We start from the raw sequence: 17143 nt of genomic DNA, 5'->3' as shown, positions 1-17143 counted from the left end.
TAGTGTTTATATTTGGAGGTAACAAAATGTCTGAAATAAAGTGGGTAAAAAATTCTATACCAAAAACTGAAGATAAATATTTAAAATTAATGTCTAAAGATAATATTGAAATATCATATAAGTTTCATAAAAGTTTTCCAGAATATAATGCTACTCCTTTGATAAGATTAAAAAAGATGGCTGAATACTTAGGAATTGGTGAATTATTAGTTAAGGATGAATCTTATCGTTTTGGATTAAATGCTTTTAAAGTATTAGGAAGCTCATTTGCTATAGGAAAATATATATCAAAAGAAATAGGAAAAGATATTTTAGAAGTAGATTATAATTTTTTAACATCACAAAAACTAAAAGATGAATTTGGACAAGTTACTTTTTTTACCGCTACAGATGGAAATCATGGACGAGGAGTAGCTTGGGCAGCAAATAAGTTAGGACAAAAATCAGTGGTACGTATGCCCAAAGGAACAGTAAAAGCAAGATTAGAGAATATAAAAAAAGAAAATGCAGAAGTATCTATAGAAGATTTAAATTATGATGATTGTGTTAGATTAGTTGCTAAGGAAGCTAAGATGAGTAAACGAGGAGTGGTAATTCAAGATACTGCCTGGGAAGGATATGAAGAAATTCCTGGATGGATTATGCAGGGCTATGGTACTATGGCAAAAGAAGCATATGAACAAATGAAAGAATTAGAAATTAATAGACCTAGCCACATTTTTATTCAAGCAGGAGTTGGCTCCTTGGCTGGAGCTGTTGTAGGATATTTTGCAAATTTATTTTATGATGATCCACCTATTTTCATTGTAATGGAAGCACAAGCAGCAGATTGTTTATACCAAAGTGCAATAAAAGCAGATGGAGAAATACATACAGTTAAAGGAGATTTATCTACAATTATGGCAGGACTTGCTTGCGGAGAACCTAATACAATTTCTTGGGATATTTTAAGAAATCATGTAGATTTGTTTGTATCATGTCCAGATTGGGTAGCAGCTAAAGGAATGAGAATGTTAGGAGCTCCATTAAAAGGAGATAAACAAATTATATCTGGAGAATCCGGAGCAATTGGTATGGGACTAATTAGTACAATAATGAGTGATGAAAAATATTTATCTTTTAGAAAAGAAGCTAAACTAAATAAAGATTCAAAAGTTTTAATTTTTTCAACAGAGGGAGATACAGATCCCGTTAATTATAGAAATGTTGTTTGGAATGGTGCTTACTCTTATTTGTCTACTAAATAAAGAAAGGAGTGAAAATGGACATGGATTTTGTATATTAAAGTCCATGTGCTATATATTATGAGAAAAATAATTTCGACAAATAAAGCTCCTATTGCAATAGGACCATATTCACAAGGGAAAATTGTAGGAAATTTAGTGTTTGTTTCAGGACAACTTCCAATTAATCCTATAGACGGAGAAATGCCTAATACAATAGAAGAACAAACAAGACAATCCTTAAAAAATGTTATGGAAATATTGAAAGAGGCAAATTGTACATCTAAAGATATTGTTAAAACTACAATTTTTACGACTAATATGGATAATTTTTCAAAAATAAATGAGATTTATGCTGAGTTTTTTGATGGAGAATATCCTTGTAGAAGTGCTGTTGAGGTTTCTAAATTACCTAAAAATGCACTTATAGAAATTGAAGCAATAGCAGTAAAATAGATATCTAAATAAAGTAATAAATACAAATAATTAATAAAAATATTGACAAATATTTTATCAAATGATAAAATACTTTTTAATAAAATAGGTTTGAATAAAATATAAGTAGCAAAGTGACAAAGGAGTTACGTGTGAAAAATACGTGACTCCTTTTTTATTTATGAATTTTTATAAAGATTAAAAGGAGGAAAATATTATGAAAAAGAAAATTTTATCTGTAGGTTTAATATTTATATTAATGGTGATTACATTAGCAGGATGTGGAACAAGCACATCAACGTCAGATTCATCAACATCAGATTCATCAGAAACAACAAAATCTGACGTTGCAGATAATTCATCTGAAGTCTCTGATTCTTCTAATGATTTTAAGGTAGGGGTTGTTTATATTGGAGATGAAAATGAAGGATATACTGAAGCGCATATGAAAGGTATAGATAGTATGCAAGAAGCTTTAGGATTAAGCGATGAACAAATTATTGAAAAAACCAATATTCCAGAAAACGAAACATGTTATGATGCAATAGTTGATTTAGCAGAACAAGGTTGTGACATTATTTTTACTACAAGTTTTGGACATGAAGATTATACAATTCAGGCAGCAAGTGAATATCCAGATATTCAATTTGCTCATGCGACAGGTTATCAAGCGGCAGCAAGTGGACTGGATAATATATGTAATTATTTCACAGATGTTTATGAAGCACGATATGTAGCAGGTGTTGTAGCTGGATTAAAATTGAATGAAATGATTGCAGATGGAATTATTACAGAAGATGAGTGTAAAATAGGATACATTGGAGCATATCCTTATGCTGAAGTAGTTAGTGGATATACAGCCTTTTTCTTAGGGGTAAGAAGTGTATGTGAAACAGCAACAATGGAAGTACAATATACAAATAGTTGGGCAGATATGACATTAGAAAAAGAAACAGCAGAAGCACTTATTGCTGATGGTTGTGTATTAATTAGTCAACATGCTGATACAACAGGAGGAGCTACAGCATGTGAAGCTAATGGAGTTCCAATAGTTGGATATAATGTAGATATGACTTCCGTTGCTCCAAATACAGCTTTGACATCAGCTGCTAATAATTGGGGAGTTTATTATACATATGCAGTTAAAACAGTAATGGAAGGTGGAAAACTTCCAGCAGATTGGTCTGAAGGATTTGCTGAAGGAGCAGTGTCAATTACAGAATTAAATGAAAATATAGTTCCTGAAGGTACAGCTGAAAAGGTTGCAGAAGTGGAAGAAGCAATTAAGTCAGGAGAATTACATGTGTTTGATACATCTACATTTACCATAAATGGTTCTTCAATTGAAGATTTAATGGAAACAGATGAAAATTATGCAAAATATAAAGAATATGTATTTGATGGTTATTTTCATGAATCTGAACTTAAATCAGCACCTTCCTTTGACCTTAGGATAGATGGTATTACTGAATTAACAACTGATTAATAAATAATGTAACAAAATTATATAATAGCCTTTAATTATACAGTGAATGCAGAATTGTTAAATACAGTTCTGCATTTACATTAAGGAGGATTAATTTATGGTAGAAAATTATGCTGTTGAAGTAAAAAATGTTTCAAAAAGGTTTGGGAAAGTGATCGCCAATGATAATGTGAACCTTAAAGTAAAAAAAGGAGAAATATTATCGATACTTGGAGAAAATGGAAGTGGAAAAACAACACTAATGAATATGCTTTCTGGGATATATTCACCGGATGAAGGAGAAATATTAATAAATGGGAAAAAAGTTATTATACGTTCTCCCAAAGATGCCTTTGCACTTAAAATTGGAATGATTCATCAACATTTTAAACTGATTGATATATTTACAGCGACAGAAAATATTATTCTTGGTAGACCTAATAATCGTATGTTGAACTTAGCTAAAGTTAAGAATGAATTACAAGAACTAATTAAAAAGTACGGATTTGAACTTGATTTAGATAAAAAAATTTATGATATGTCTGTTTCTGAAAAACAAACTGTAGAAATTATAAAAGTACTTTATAGAGGTGCCAATATTCTTATTTTAGATGAACCAACAGCAGTTTTAACACCTCAAGAGACTGAAAAATTATTTACTATATTAAGAAATATGAAAAAAGCAGGTAAATCTATAATTATTATCACGCATAAATTGCAGGAAGTATTAGATTTATCTGACAGAATAGCAGTACTTAGAAAAGGGAAATACATAGGAACTATAAAAACATCAGAAGCAAATATATCATATTTAACGGAGATGATGGTGGGAAAAAAAATTAATTTAGATATAAAAAGAGCAGAGGTAAAGGATTCAAAAACTCGATTAGAAGTTAATAATCTTACTTGTATTAACAATGATGGTCGAAAAGTAGTTGATAATGTGTCCTTTACTGCAAAAGGAGGAGAAATTCTTGGAATAGCAGGAATTTCTGGCAGTGGTATGAAAGAACTTTTAGAAGCTATAGCAGGATTACAAAAAATAGAAAGTGGAAAAATTAAATATTTTGATGAACAGGGGAATTCAAAAGATATTTCTCAAATAGATATATCCTTTGTACCAGAAGACAGATTAGGAATGGGACTTGTAGCGGATATGGGTATTACAGACAATATAATGCTAAGAAATTATTCTAAAGGTAGGTCTATATTTTTAGATCGTTCTTCACCAAAAAAAATAGCAAAGAAAATAGTTGATCAATTAAAGGTTGTAACGCCGGGAATAGAAACGCCTATTAGAAGATTATCCGGAGGGAATATACAGAAAATATTAGTAGGACGAGAGATATTGCAAAATCCAAGAGTATTAATGGTAGCGTATCCTGTTAGGGGATTAGATATTAATTCATCTTATACGATTTACAACTTATTAAATGAACAAAAAAAGAAAGGAGTTATTGTTATATGCGTTATAGAAGATTTAGATGTTTTGCTAGCTCTTAGTGATAGGGTTATGGTTTTGAATAATGGGAAAATAACTGGAATAGAGGATGCAAAAACAATTTCTAAAGAAAAAATTGGCATAATGATGACAAAGAATGTAGAAGGTGGCTCATATGAATATAAGAATAAATGGGAAAAGAAAAAAGAATTATATATATCTTAAAAAAAGAGATCAAATATCAATGAAAAAGTCTATAGGGATAAGAATAATAGCTATAATCATGGCATTGATTTTTTGTGCATTAATTATTATACCTATTACGCATTTAAATCCTTTACAAATATATTTAGAGATTATTAATGGAGCTATAGGAAATAAAAGACGTATTTGGGTTACTATTAAAGACATTTTGATATTATTCATTATTTCAGTTGGACTTGTTCCTGCTTATAAAATGAAATTTTGGAATATTGGAGCAGAAGGGCAAATCCTAATGGGAGGAGTTGCCACTGCAGCAGCTATGATTTATTATGGCGACTATTTTCCTAATTGGCTATTACTAGTAATAATTTTTATTGTTAGTTCGATTGCTGGAATGATATGGGGAGTTATTCCTGCAATATTTAAAGCATACTTTAATACTAATGAAACTTTATTTACTCTAATGATGAATTATATTGCCATACAAATTGTCGCATTTTGCGTTATCTTTTGGGAAAAACCTAAGGGTTCCAATACTGTTGGTATTATTAATAGTGCCACTAAGCAAGGGTGGTTTCCTCCAATATTTAATTTAACATATGGAATGAATATTATTTTGGTATTAATAATAACAATTTTAGTTTTTATATATTTAAAATACACAAAGCATGGTTATGAAATTGCTGTTGTTGGTTCAAGTATAAATACAGCTAAGTATATAAATATTAATGTAAAAAAAGTTATTATTAGGACAATGGCACTTTCTGGAGCAATTTGTGGATTAGCAGGAAGTATTATTGTAAGTGGAGCAAGTCATACTATATCTACTGCAACAGCAGGAGGTCGGGGTTTTACTGCTATTATTGTAGCTTGGATGTCAAAATTTCATCCTGTTGCCATGATATTTGTTTCAGGATTATTGATATTTATGGAGAAAGGGTCTATTCAAATTGCCTCTTTATATGGATTAAATGAAAATGCATCTGACATTATTACTGGTATTATCATTTTCTTTTTGATAGGATGTGAATTTTTTATTAATTATGAAATCAAGTTAAAAAAAGATTAGATTAGGAGGCAGAATGATGAATGTAATTTTAATATTTATACAAAAAGCAATTGCTCAAGGAATAAGTATTTTATTTGGAGCAGTAGGAGAAATAATCACTGAAAAGTCAGGAAATCTTAATCTTGGAATACCAGGATTAATGTATATGGGAGGTATTGCGGGACTTATGGGGGCTTTTTTGTACGAAAAAGGAGTCGAAAATCCAAGCCCTTTTAAAGGTCTTATTATTTCCTTTATTTGTGCATTCATCTGCGCTGTATTAGGTGCATTTTTATATAGTGTTCTTACAGTTACATTAAGGGCTAACCAAAATGTAGTTGGTTTAGCACTTACAATTTTTGGAGTAGGATTTGGTAATTTTTTTGGTGGTTCTATTTCAAAAATTGCAGGAGGAGTTGGACAAATATCTGTTGCAGTAACAGCTAGTGCATATCAAACTAAGATTCCTTTATTATCAAAAATTCCTATTATAGGACAGACATTATTTTCATATGGATTTTTGACATATTTAGGGATTATATTAGCGATTTTAACAACTTTTTTCTTAAATAAGACCCAAATAGGTTTAAATTTACGTTCTGTAGGAGAAGACCCTGCTGCCGCTGATGCTGCGGGGATAGATGTAGCTAAATATAAATATTTGTCTACAATGCTTGGCGGAGGGATTGCAGGCCTTGGTGGTTTATATTTTGTTATGGAATATTTAGGAGGTACATGGACTAATAACGGATTTGGAGATAGAGGATGGCTTGCAATTGCGTTGGTTATATTTGCTGTTTGGAATTCTTATAATGCTATTCGGGGCTCAATATTATTTGGAGCATTATACATATTATATCTTTATATGGAAGGGTTAAGTAGAGGAAGTCAAGAATTATTTAAAATGTTACCATATGTCGTTACAATTATTGTTTTGATTATTACAAGTATGAGAAATAAAAGAGAATCTCAACCTCCTAAAAGTTTAGGACAAGCTTACTTTAGAGAAGAACGTTAATAAGTAGAATATTTGAGAAAATATAAGGTGGTGAGCTCATTAAATGAAAGATATTAGTATATCTGTTAAGAAAAAAGACCATGAAATAAAAACCTCTGGTCGTGCTATATATGTAGCAGATATGAAATTCGAAGGAATGTTTTATGCTAAAGTAATTCGTTCTACGATTGCTAAAGGAAAGATAAAAGAAATTAGTTTACCTAATATACCAGATAATTATTATATTATAGATGCTAAAGATATTCCAGGGAAAAATGCTTTAAAAATAGTTGAAAGTGAACAACCTATTTTTTCTGAAGGGAATATCGAATATATGGGTGAAGCAATCATGATGATTGTAGGGCCAGATAAAAGAAAAATAGAAGAATTATCAGAAAAAATTAAGATTACTTACGAAGAAGAAGAACCAGTTTTTACTATAGAAGAAGCTTATGAAAAACTTGTATCATATCATTATGAAAAAGGGGATTATAAAAAAGCTTTTCAAAATGCTGATGAAATTTTAGAAGAAACATTTATAACAGGTTATCAAGAACAGGCTTATATAGAACCTCAAGGAGTAATCGGGATATATGAAAATAATAAAATTACAATTTATGGTTCAATGCAATGTCCTTATTATGTTAAAGAAGCAGTTATGTTAACTATGGGTATGGATGATAAACATGTGCAAGTTATTCAAAATGTTACTGGTGGTGGATTTGGAGGAAAAGAAGATTATCCTTCAATGATAGGTTGTCAAGTTGCTGTTGCAGCAAAAAAAGTAAAACGTCCTGTTGCATTAATTCTTGATAGAAAAGAAGATATGCTTGTTACTCCAAAACGTCATCCAGCACGATTAAAGTATAGAGTTGCTCTTAATAATAAAAAAGAAATTACTGCTATAGAAGCAGATATAAGGACTAATGCTGGAGCCTATTTGGGATTATCTGGAGTAGTGTTACAAAGAGCATTAATTGCCGCAATAGGTGTATATAAGATAGAAAATTTATATGTATCAGGTGCAGCTATGAAAACTAATACTGTACCAAATGGGGCATATAGAGGATTTGGAGCACCACAAACATTTTTTGCCATAGAAATGTTAATGAATCATATAGGGGAAAAATTAGGATTGAATCCATTAGAATTTAAGAAAAAATATATTGCTAAAAAAGGAGATACCACAGCAACAAATGGAAAATATCATTACCATGTACCACTTGATGAAATGATTGACAAGGCAGAAAAAATATCTGGATATTCTAAAAAATATAAAAAATATTCCAAACCTCAAACTGGGAGATATAGAAGAGGAATAGGCATGTCATTATTTCTACATGGTTGTGGATTTACGGGTTCAGCTGAAAGAGATTATATAAAATCTATAGCAAAATTAGTAAAGAATGAAGATGATACAGTAGAAATATTTGTTAGTAATACAGATATGGGTCAAGGATTGCATACTACATTTAGCAAAATTGTGGCTAATACTTTGGGAATACCTTTAGAGAAAGTTTATATTAACAATCCAGATACAGATAAAGTTCCTAATTCTGGTCCAACAGTTGCATCAAGATCTATCATGATTGTAGGGAAATTATTAGAACGAGCAGCAAAAAAAATGAAAGAACAATGGAAACCTCATGAACCTTTGACGATTATTGAACATTATAAACATATTGATTTGATACCTTGGGATATTGAAAAGTTTCAAGGAGATGCTTATCCAGCTTATTCTTATGGATTAAATGTTGTTGAAGTTGAAGTAGATATGCTTTTAGCAACAACAAAATTACTTGGAGTTTGGGGAATATTTGATGTTGGTAAGGCGATTGATAAAAATATTATTATGGGACAGTTACAAGGAGGAATGCTTCAAGGTATTGGATATGCTTCTATGGAAAAAATGGAAAATAAAAATGGTCAAATTTATCAAGCCAATATGACAGATTATATGATTCCTACGGCTAAGGATACCATACCTTTTAATATTGAATTGATTGATAATCCATATGAAGGAGGACCATTTGGAGCAAAAGGGGCAGGAGAGCTTCCTCTTGTGGGAGTAGCCCCAGCTTATGTGGCTGCAGTGGAAAATGCAATTAATAAAAATATTACGGAAATTCCGTTAACTCCTGAAAAACTAATGGAAAAACTTTAAATGATAAAGGTGGTGAAACGGCACATGAACTTCTTTAAAGAAGTTCATGTCATAAAAAATGATAGAATTTATTTTAAATGGAAATTTAGTTTCGACTAATAGTGATGCGACAACAAGACTGTTGGATGTTTTAAGAAATGAATTTAATTTAACAGGAACTAAAGAAGGATGTGGAGAGGGAGAATGTGGAGCTTGTTCAGTACTTATTGATGGAGATCTTGTAACATCTTGCATTACAGCTATTGGTTCTATAAAAGGGAAGACAGTTGTGACAATAGAGGGTTTTAGAGAAACAGAACAATATAAAGTATTAGAGAAAGCGTTTGCAAAAGCTGGAGCAGTACAATGTGGTTTTTGTACACCGGGAATGATTTTAGCAGCTCATGCACTACTTTCTAAAAAATCAAGACCTACATATGAAGATATAAGGGAAGCAATTTCAGGAAATTTATGTCGTTGTACAGGATATAATATGATAGTAGATGCTATAATGATAGCTTCAAAGGAGGGGAAAGGTCTGTGGTAAAAGGATACTATCCCAAAACGATTAATGAAGTATTAGAAATATTAAGTATGGAAGAAGAACATATGCTTATTTGTGGTGGTTCTGATTTAATGGTTACCAAAAAATTTGCTCAAAATATGATTTTTATAAATCAAATAGAAGAATTAAAAGAAATAAAAGAAGATAGTAATAAGATTTATATTGGAGCTGGATGTGTATATAAAGAAATGATTGATAATGAAATAATTCCTGAAGTTCTTCGAGAAGCTATTAAACATATAGCTTCTCCTGCTATACGAAATATAGCTTCTATAGGTGGAAATATATGTAATGCCTCTCCAGCTGGAGATACTCTTCCAGTTTTATATGCTATGGATGCAATTATAGTAAAAGCATTTATAAATAAAGATGGTAATTTATACATAACACGTGTGCCTATTTGTGATTTTATTTTAGGAGTAAGAAAAATTGCTTTAGAAAAAAATGAAATGGTTATAGCTATTGAAATAGATAAAGAATCTTATAAAAATATGACTTATTCCTATTATAAAAAAGTAGGAGGGAGAAAATCATCAGCTATTTCAAAACTTTCTTTTGTAGGACTTATGAAAATAGAAAACAATATAATTAAGGATGTAAAAATGGCTTTTGGCGCTGTTGGACCAACTGCTTTAAGAAGTAGGGAAGGAGAAAAAATATTAATTGGTACCAAAATAAGTGATATAGAAGAAAAGAAAGAGGCAGTAATTAATTTTTATGATAAGCTTATTATTCCTATTGATGACCAACGTTCAACAGCAAAATATAGAAAAAAAGCATGCCTTAATTTATTAAATGATTTTATTACTTATAAAAATTAATTTAAAGATAGGAGAATGGATGGTTATGTATAAATTCATTGTAAATAATAAAGAAGTTACCTCAAATGAAGATAAAAAATTATTAGATTTTTTAAGAGATGATTTAGATATAACATCAGTTAAAAAAGGTTGTGATGAAGGAGTTTGTGGTAGTTGCACAATTCTATTAGATGGCAAAAAAATCCCAGCTTGCCGACTTACAACGAAAAAAGTTCAAGGTAAAAAGATTACTACTGTTGAAGGACTCTCTTCTAAAGAAAAACAGGTATATAGTTATGCTTTTTCAAAAGCTGGAGCAGTACAATGTGGATTTTGTATTCCTGGTATGGTAATTAGTGCAAAATTTTTATTAGACCGTAATCTTTATCCTACTAAAAAAGATATTAAAAATGCTATTAAAGGCAATATTTGTAGGTGCACTGGATATAAAAAAATTATTGAAGCAATTAATTTAGCAGCAAAATGTTTTAGAGGAGAAGAAGAACCTATTATAGAGGAAGGTAAAGGTAAAGTTGGAGAAAGAAGTATTAGACCAGATGCAATAGATAAAATTCTTGGCCGTAGTAAATTTGTTGATGACTTAAAGGTACCAGGAATGGTATATGGTAGTGCTCTTCGTTCTAAATATCCAAGAGCATTAATAAAGGGAATTAATATTGATAAAGCTCTTAAACATCCAGAATTAATAAAAATAGTTTTAGCAGAAGATATTCCAGGAGAAAGGTTTATTGGACATATAACTTACGACTGGCCTGCATTAATTAAAGTAGGTGAAGAAACTAGGTATTGTGGAGATGCTATTGCATTAGTTGCTGCAAAGTCTAAAAAAGCACTAGAAGAAATAAAAGATTTAATAGAAGTTGACTATGAAGAACGAAAACCAGTATTTTCTGCAAAGGAAGCTATGGAGATTAAAGATTATAAGATTCATCCAAGTGGTAATATATATAGAACTGAAAGAATAAAACGTGGCGATGTTGATACAGCATTAAAAAATTCAGCTTATGTAGTTACTAACACATATCATACGCCACCACAAGAACATGCTTTTTTAGAAACAGAAAGTGCTTTAGCTATACCAAAAGGAGATGAACTTATAGTATATACTGGAGGACAATCAGTTTATGATGAACATAGAGAAATACAAAGATTACTCGGAATACCACCTGAAAAACTCCATATAAAAAGTGCTTATGTAGGTGGAGGCTTTGGTGGGAAAGAAGATATGAGTGTTCAGCATCATGCAGCTTTATTAGCATATTTATGCAAAAGACCTGTAAAAGTTACATTAACAAGAAATGAAAGTTTAATGGTACATCCTAAAAGACATCCTATGGATATAGAAATTACTACTGGTTGTGATGAAAAAGGAAGATTAACTGCTATGAAATTAAGATTAATAGCAGATACAGGAGCTTATGCATCTCTTGGAGGGCCAGTATTACAAAGAGCGTGTACTCATGCAGCAGGACCTTATAATTATCAAAATATAGATATTGTAGGGAAAGCAGTATATACCAATAATGTACCTTCTGGGGCATTTCGTGGATTTGGTGTTCCTCAGACAATTTTTGTTACAGAATGTAATATTAATATGTTAGCAGAAAAAGTAGGATTAGATTACTATGAAATACGACATTTAAATGCAATTCGTCCAGGCCAGGAATTGCCCAATGGACAAATAGCAGATGAAGGGACAGCTATGGTAGAAACATTAGAAGCTGTAAAAGAAATATATTATAGTAATGAGAAAAATGCTGGTATTGCTTGTGCAATTAAAAATACAGGAGTAGGGGTTGGAATACCTGATACGGGAAGAGTTAAACTTAAAATTGTAAATGGCAAGGTAAGTCTTAGAACTAGTGCAGCATGTATGGGGCAAGGGATTGCTTCAACAATGCGAGCTATATGTTGTGAGACAGCAGGAATTAATATTAATGATGTAATAGTAGAAAAGCCAGATACAGATATTACTCCTGATTCTGGGACAAGTACGGCTTCAAGACAAACTCTTATTACTGGAGAAGCAACAAGGAGAGTTTCGTTAAAATTAAAAGAAGATTTGAAAAATGCTTCATTAGAAGAATTAGAAGGAAAAGAATATTATGATGAATTTACAGCAATTACTGACCCTATGGGTTCTGATAAAAAGAATCCTGTAAGTCATATTGCCTATGGATATGCTACTCAAGTGGTAATTTTAGATGACGATGGAAAAGTAAAAAAAGTTGTGGCAGCTCATGATGTTGGTAAAGCAATTAATCCTACAAATGTTGAAGGACAGATTGAAGGTGGAGTAGTTATGGGGCTTGGATATGCTTTAACAGAAGATATGAAAATGATAAATGGGAAACCACAAGCTACATATGGTAATCTAGGACTTTGGCGTTCTACAGATATTCCAGAAATAGAAACTATAATAGTAGAAAAGAATAATGTAGAGCTTGCTTATGGAGCAAAAGGTGTTGGTGAAATTCCATTAATACCTACGGCACCAGCTATTCAATTAGCATACTATAAACGTGATGGTATTTTTAGAACATTATTGCCAATGAATAATACGGCATATCGATTATGATATTAAAAAGGTGATATTATGAAAATAGGAGGACTAATTGTTGCAGCTGGTCTATCTTCTCGTATGAAAGACTTCAAACCAATGATGAAAATTGGTGAAAGGTCAATTATAAAAAGAATTATTTTGACTTTTAAAAAAGCAAAGATTGATCCTATTGTTATTGTTACTGGATTTAAAGCTAACGAATTAGAATCTCATTTATCTGATACAGATGTTATTTGTATTAGAAATGAAAATTATAGGACAACAGAAATGTTTGATTCAGTAAAAATAGGTTTAAGATACTTAAAAAATAGATGCGAAAAAATACTTTTTACACCATGTGATATTCCATTATTTTCAGATGAAAGTATAAAAAAGTTAATAGAGAGCAATGAACTTTTGGCAAAACCTGTTTATAATAGTATAGGAGGACATCCCATTTTAATAGATTGTTCATTGATTTATTCTATTCTTTCCTATAGTGGAGATGGAGGATTAAAAAATGCTATAAATTCTACTAATATTCCCATTAAAAAAATAGAGGTAAATGATAAAGGGATTCTCTTAGATGCAGATACAAAAGAAGATTATGAAAATTTATTATTTATTTATAATGAAAAAATAAATTTATAAAAAATCGATGCATTTGAAGGAGGTGAGTAAAATAATAAACATAGAAAAATATATTGACGTAGCAGCTGGTAGAAAAAAAGCAGAATTAGTATTGAAAAATACCTTATATTTAAATGTTTTTTCAAATGAATTTATTAGAGCTGATATTGCAATTTGTGATGGAATTTTTATAGGTATAGGAAATTATTTAGGAGAAAGAGAGCTTGATTTTTCAAATAAAATAATTGTTCCTGGTTTTATTGATTCTCATATTCATTTAGAGAGTTCCTTAATAGATCCGATTGAATTTTCGCAGATTGCTTTAAAACATGGAACAACTTCTATTATTACAGATCCTCATGAAATAGCTAATGTTTGTGGGAAAAGAGGAATTAATTTTATGTTAGATGTAACAAAAAATATTCCTCTTGATGTATACTTTATGATACCTTCTTGTGTTCCTGCTACTCAGTTTGATGAATCTGGTGCAATTATAAATAGTAACGATATCAATGAATTATTAAAAGAAAAAAGAGTTTTAGGACTTGCTGAAATGATGAATTATTATGGAGTTATTGAAAAAGATGATGAGATAATTAAGAAAATAAAATATACTTTAGAATCTGGTAAACAGGTAGATGGACATGCACCTTTTATTTCTGGTATTGATTTAAATGGTTATATTGTTGCTGGTGTAAAAACTGATCATGAGTGTTCGACATTTAATGAAGCATTAGAGAAGCTCCAAAAAGGATTATGGATTATGATACGTGAGGGAACAGCATGTAAAAATCTAGAAGCTCTTTTACCACTTATTAGTTATAAATATTATGAAAGGTGTGTTTTTGCTACAGATGATAAGCATCCTGAAGAATTATTATTACAGGGACATATAGATTATATTATTAGAAAATCAATTAAAAAAGGAGTAGATAAAATTCTTGCTTATAAGGTAGCTTCATATAATGCTGCTAGATGTTTTGGTTTATCAAATAAAGGAGCGATTGCTCCAGGATTTGATGCAGATTTTGTTGTATTAGACGATTTAGATGAAGTTTCGATTGTTTCTGTTTATAAGAAAGGAATAAATGTATTAGAAGAAACAGAACATAATAAGTTAAACATAAATTATTATGAAAAAGAATATCCAGAAGTTTTTAATACAATGCATTTAGAACCACTTAATATTGAGCAAATTCGTAAAAATAATATTCCTTTGCCACTAATTGGATTAATCCCTGGAGAAATTATTACAAAAGATGAAGGATGTGCGACAGGAATAGATACTAAAAATGATATTCTCAAGTTATGTGTAATAGAAAGGCATAAAAATACTGGTCATATTGGAATTGCTTATGTGAAAGGATATGGTCTAAAAAAAGGAGCCATTGCAACAAGTATTTCTCATGATTCTCATAATATTATTGCAATAGGGGCTAAAGATGAAGACATTGTTTTAGCTGTAAATGAGCTTAGAAATATGAGCGGTGGTATGGTAATTGTTTTAAATGGTAGAACATTAAATAAGCTTCCATTAAAAATAGCAGGATTAATGAGTGATATGAAAGCAAACCTTGTAATCGATATATTAAATTCACTTAAAGAGAAAGCTTATGAACTTGGTGTTAACAAAGAAATAGACCCTTTTATGACTTTATCTTTTCTAAGTTTGCCAGTGGTGCCAAAACTTAAGCTTACAACATTTGGAGTTGTAAATGTAGAAGATAATTTATTATTATAATGTTTGATGTTATAATAGTAAATAAATATTTAAAATATAAAGGGATATTATAGGAGGATATAATGAAAGAAGAACCAACAAAGAATAAAATTATACAAGCTACGCTTGATGTAATTGAGGAAAAAACAATAAGTGGTACAAGAATGCGTAGTATTGCTGAAAAAGCTCAAGTTTTTCAATCAAATTTACATTATTATTATAAATCAAAAAATGAATTATTATTAGACGCTCAAAAAGAAGTAGCGAGACGTTGTAGAGAGATAAGACAAGAAGCAAGAAAAAATGCTGATGATACATTAGAAAGTCAATTAGATGTATTTATTAAGCAAAAACTACTATTTATTAAAGAAGAAAAAAAATATGATTACGCTGAAATAGATTTTTGGGTTCACTCAAGATTTAATGAAAGTTTTAGAGAAGAGTTTAAAAATTCATTTTATGGATGGAGAAATGAGTTACAAGAATTAATTGAGACATATGCCCCTAATTATGACAAAGATAAAAAAGTTTTATTAGCAAGTGCGATTATTTCATTGTTAGAGGGAGCAACTATTCAATATTTAATTGATTCAGAGGCTTTTTCTGTTGAAAAGTATTTTGAATATTGTAAAGAATTAATTATAAAGGAAATGGAAAAAAATAATTTGGTCAAATAGTAAAATTATACTTGACTTAATAATAACACTTTATTATAATTGAAATATAAAAAATAAATAAAATAAAAGTGATATTTAGAAGGTAATGGAGCCTACAAAAGTGGGCTCCTTTTTGTTTTTTAAATTTGTTTGATAGGAGTATTAATATGGATTTAAGTACTAGTTTTATGGGAATGAAATTTAAAAATCCGTTAATGCCAGCTTCAGGTCCATTAGTAGGAGATGATGAAAAGATAATTTTCCTTAATAAAATGGGATTAGGAGCAATGGTTACAAAAACTATTTCGATAAATGGAGCAATGGTTCCACGTCCATGTATTATTGCAGGAGAAAATAATATTTTAAATGTAGAATTATGGTCAGAATATTCATTAGAATGTTGGGTTAATAAATATCTTCCTAATATTAAAAAGGAGGTTAAATCTCCATTAATAATTAGTACAGGATATACAAAAGAAGATATGAAAATTTTAATCCCAGCTCTAGATCCATTTGCAGATGCTTTTGAAATTTCAACTCATTATGTGGGAAAAGATTTATCTATAATAGCAGAAACTATTAAGACAATAAGAAGTTTAACTAATAAACCAGTATTCATGAAACTTAGCCCACATATGCCAGACCCAGTAGCTTTTTCTAAGATGGTTTTAGAATCTGGAGGAGATGGAGTTGTTGCAATTAATTCTGTAGGCCCAACTATGAGTATTGATTTAAAAAAGAGGTCAATTGTTATGGGCAATACAAAAGGAGAAGCATGGATGTCTGGACCAGTTATTAAACCTATAGCTTTAGCAATGATTGCTAAAATAAAAAGAGAAGTTCCAGAGTGTAAGATTATTGGAGTTGGTGGCATTAGTTCTGCTAAAGATGTATTAGAATTCTTATTAGCAGGAGCAAATCTGGTACAGATGTTATCAGCAGCAATGCTTAAAGGAATAGATCTTTATAAAAAAATCATTGACGAATTACCACAAACGCTTAAAAATTATGGATTTAGTAGTATCCAAGAAGTAATTGATACACCATTAAACATACCGGATACAGTATATGAACCAATATATCCAAATGTTGATGAAAAAGCTTGTATACTTTGTCAAAAATGTATTAAAAGTTGCCCTTATTTTGCAATGAGTAAAGTAGATAATAAAATTATTATAAATAAAGAATATTGTTTTGGTTGTACACTTTGTAAAAGTATATGTCCTAAGAATGCCATAAGTTTTTAATAGGGG

Annotated in this window: 14 protein-coding genes; all 14 read left to right on the top strand. The window is 30.2% G+C overall.

All coding sequences use genetic code 11. The features are described from left to right. The first annotated feature begins 26 nt into the window (after window positions 1-26). The 14 genes from dpaL (at window position 27) to OM90_RS00730 (ending at window position 17137) form a co-directional block, all read left to right on the top strand. On the top strand, window positions 27-1247 hold the full coding sequence (gene dpaL / locus OM90_RS00795) for a diaminopropionate ammonia-lyase (RefSeq protein ID WP_058484976.1): 1221 nt from the start codon (window positions 27-29) through the stop codon (window positions 1245-1247). Between the two features lie 57 nt (window positions 1248-1304). Further along, window positions 1305-1679 (top strand): RidA family protein, encoded by a 375-nt coding sequence (locus tag OM90_RS00790; protein WP_058485032.1) that lies wholly within the window; start codon window positions 1305-1307, stop codon window positions 1677-1679. Window positions 1680-1875: 196 nt separating this feature from the next. Beyond that, window positions 1876-3144, top strand: a complete 1269-nt coding sequence (locus OM90_RS00785; protein ID WP_058484975.1) for a BMP family ABC transporter substrate-binding protein — start codon at window positions 1876-1878, stop codon at window positions 3142-3144. A gap of 97 nt (window positions 3145-3241) precedes the next feature. Next, window positions 3242-4789, top strand: a complete 1548-nt coding sequence (locus tag OM90_RS00780; RefSeq protein WP_058484974.1) for an ABC transporter ATP-binding protein — start codon at window positions 3242-3244, stop codon at window positions 4787-4789. Continuing rightward, window positions 4740-5837 carry an ABC transporter permease gene (locus tag OM90_RS00775; protein ID WP_058484973.1) on the top strand — a complete coding sequence of 366 codons (1098 nt, stop codon included), beginning with the start codon at window positions 4740-4742 and terminating at the stop codon, window positions 5835-5837. Before OM90_RS00780 ends, OM90_RS00775 begins: the two co-directional genes overlap by 50 nt. A gap of 16 nt (window positions 5838-5853) precedes the next feature. Then, on the top strand, window positions 5854-6834 hold the full coding sequence (locus OM90_RS00770; RefSeq protein WP_058484972.1) for an ABC transporter permease: 981 nt from the start codon (window positions 5854-5856) through the stop codon (window positions 6832-6834). Window positions 6835-6877: 43 nt separating this feature from the next. Continuing rightward, window positions 6878-8977 (top strand): xanthine dehydrogenase family protein molybdopterin-binding subunit, encoded by a 2100-nt coding sequence (locus tag OM90_RS00765; RefSeq protein WP_058484971.1) that lies wholly within the window; start codon window positions 6878-6880, stop codon window positions 8975-8977. A gap of 58 nt (window positions 8978-9035) precedes the next feature. Further along, window positions 9036-9503, top strand: a complete 468-nt coding sequence (locus tag OM90_RS00760; RefSeq protein WP_058484970.1) for a (2Fe-2S)-binding protein — start codon at window positions 9036-9038, stop codon at window positions 9501-9503. Continuing rightward, window positions 9497-10342: an FAD binding domain-containing protein gene (locus OM90_RS00755; protein WP_058484969.1), complete on the top strand. Its 846-nt coding sequence runs from the start codon at window positions 9497-9499 to the stop codon at window positions 10340-10342. Before OM90_RS00760 ends, OM90_RS00755 begins: the two co-directional genes overlap by 7 nt. Window positions 10343-10367: 25 nt before the next feature. Next, window positions 10368-12920 carry a selenium-dependent xanthine dehydrogenase gene (gene xdh / locus OM90_RS00750; RefSeq protein WP_058485031.1) on the top strand — a complete coding sequence of 851 codons (2553 nt, stop codon included), beginning with the start codon at window positions 10368-10370 and terminating at the stop codon, window positions 12918-12920. Window positions 12921-12938: 18 nt separating this feature from the next. Next, entirely contained in the window at window positions 12939-13535 is a 597-nt protein-coding gene (locus tag OM90_RS00745) for a nucleotidyltransferase family protein (protein WP_058484968.1), read from the top strand. A 22-nt stretch (window positions 13536-13557) separates the two neighbouring features. Continuing rightward, the gene (gene ade / locus OM90_RS00740) at window positions 13558-15255 is read left to right on the top strand and encodes an adenine deaminase (protein WP_242860833.1); all 1698 of its coding nucleotides are present in this window, start codon (window positions 13558-13560) and stop codon (window positions 15253-15255) included. A gap of 62 nt (window positions 15256-15317) precedes the next feature. After that, window positions 15318-15911 carry a TetR/AcrR family transcriptional regulator gene (locus tag OM90_RS00735; protein WP_058484966.1) on the top strand — a complete coding sequence of 198 codons (594 nt, stop codon included), beginning with the start codon at window positions 15318-15320 and terminating at the stop codon, window positions 15909-15911. A gap of 146 nt (window positions 15912-16057) precedes the next feature. Continuing rightward, a complete protein-coding gene (locus OM90_RS00730) occupies window positions 16058-17137 on the top strand; it encodes a 4Fe-4S dicluster-binding protein (RefSeq protein ID WP_058484965.1) in 1080 nt (359 codons plus the stop codon). Window positions 17138-17143 lie beyond the last annotated feature (6 nt).

This window comes from Defluviitalea phaphyphila, assembly GCF_001466305.1.
GTDB classification, from domain to species: domain Bacteria; phylum Bacillota; class Clostridia; order Lachnospirales; family Defluviitaleaceae; genus Defluviitalea_A; species Defluviitalea_A phaphyphila.
Note: the sequence above shows the minus strand (reverse complement) of the source record. Positions and strands in the feature narration are given on the sequence as shown.

What these genes read in the sequence shown, in the direction of transcription:
- OM90_RS00770 (WP_058484972.1), top strand. Translation starts at nt 5,854, where the DNA reads ATGAATGTAATTTTAATATTTATACAAAAAGCAATTGCTCAAGGAATA.
- OM90_RS00765 (WP_058484971.1), top strand. Translation starts at nt 6,878, where the DNA reads ATGAAAGATATTAGTATATCTGTTAAGAAAAAAGACCATGAAATAAAA.
- OM90_RS00775 (WP_058484973.1), top strand. Translation starts at nt 4,740, where the DNA reads ATGAATATAAGAATAAATGGGAAAAGAAAAAAGAATTATATATATCTT.
- xdh (WP_058485031.1), top strand. Translation starts at nt 10,368, where the DNA reads ATGTATAAATTCATTGTAAATAATAAAGAAGTTACCTCAAATGAAGAT.
- OM90_RS00735 (WP_058484966.1), top strand. Translation starts at nt 15,318, where the DNA reads ATGAAAGAAGAACCAACAAAGAATAAAATTATACAAGCTACGCTTGAT.
- OM90_RS00780 (WP_058484974.1), top strand. Translation starts at nt 3,242, where the DNA reads ATGGTAGAAAATTATGCTGTTGAAGTAAAAAATGTTTCAAAAAGGTTT.
- dpaL (WP_058484976.1), top strand. Translation starts at nt 27, where the DNA reads ATGTCTGAAATAAAGTGGGTAAAAAATTCTATACCAAAAACTGAAGAT.
- OM90_RS00760 (WP_058484970.1), top strand. Translation starts at nt 9,036, where the DNA reads ATGATAGAATTTATTTTAAATGGAAATTTAGTTTCGACTAATAGTGAT.
- OM90_RS00730 (WP_058484965.1), top strand. Translation starts at nt 16,058, where the DNA reads ATGGATTTAAGTACTAGTTTTATGGGAATGAAATTTAAAAATCCGTTA.
- OM90_RS00745 (WP_058484968.1), top strand. Translation starts at nt 12,939, where the DNA reads ATGAAAATAGGAGGACTAATTGTTGCAGCTGGTCTATCTTCTCGTATG.
- OM90_RS00790 (WP_058485032.1), top strand. Translation starts at nt 1,305, where the DNA reads ATGAGAAAAATAATTTCGACAAATAAAGCTCCTATTGCAATAGGACCA.
- OM90_RS00785 (WP_058484975.1), top strand. Translation starts at nt 1,876, where the DNA reads ATGAAAAAGAAAATTTTATCTGTAGGTTTAATATTTATATTAATGGTG.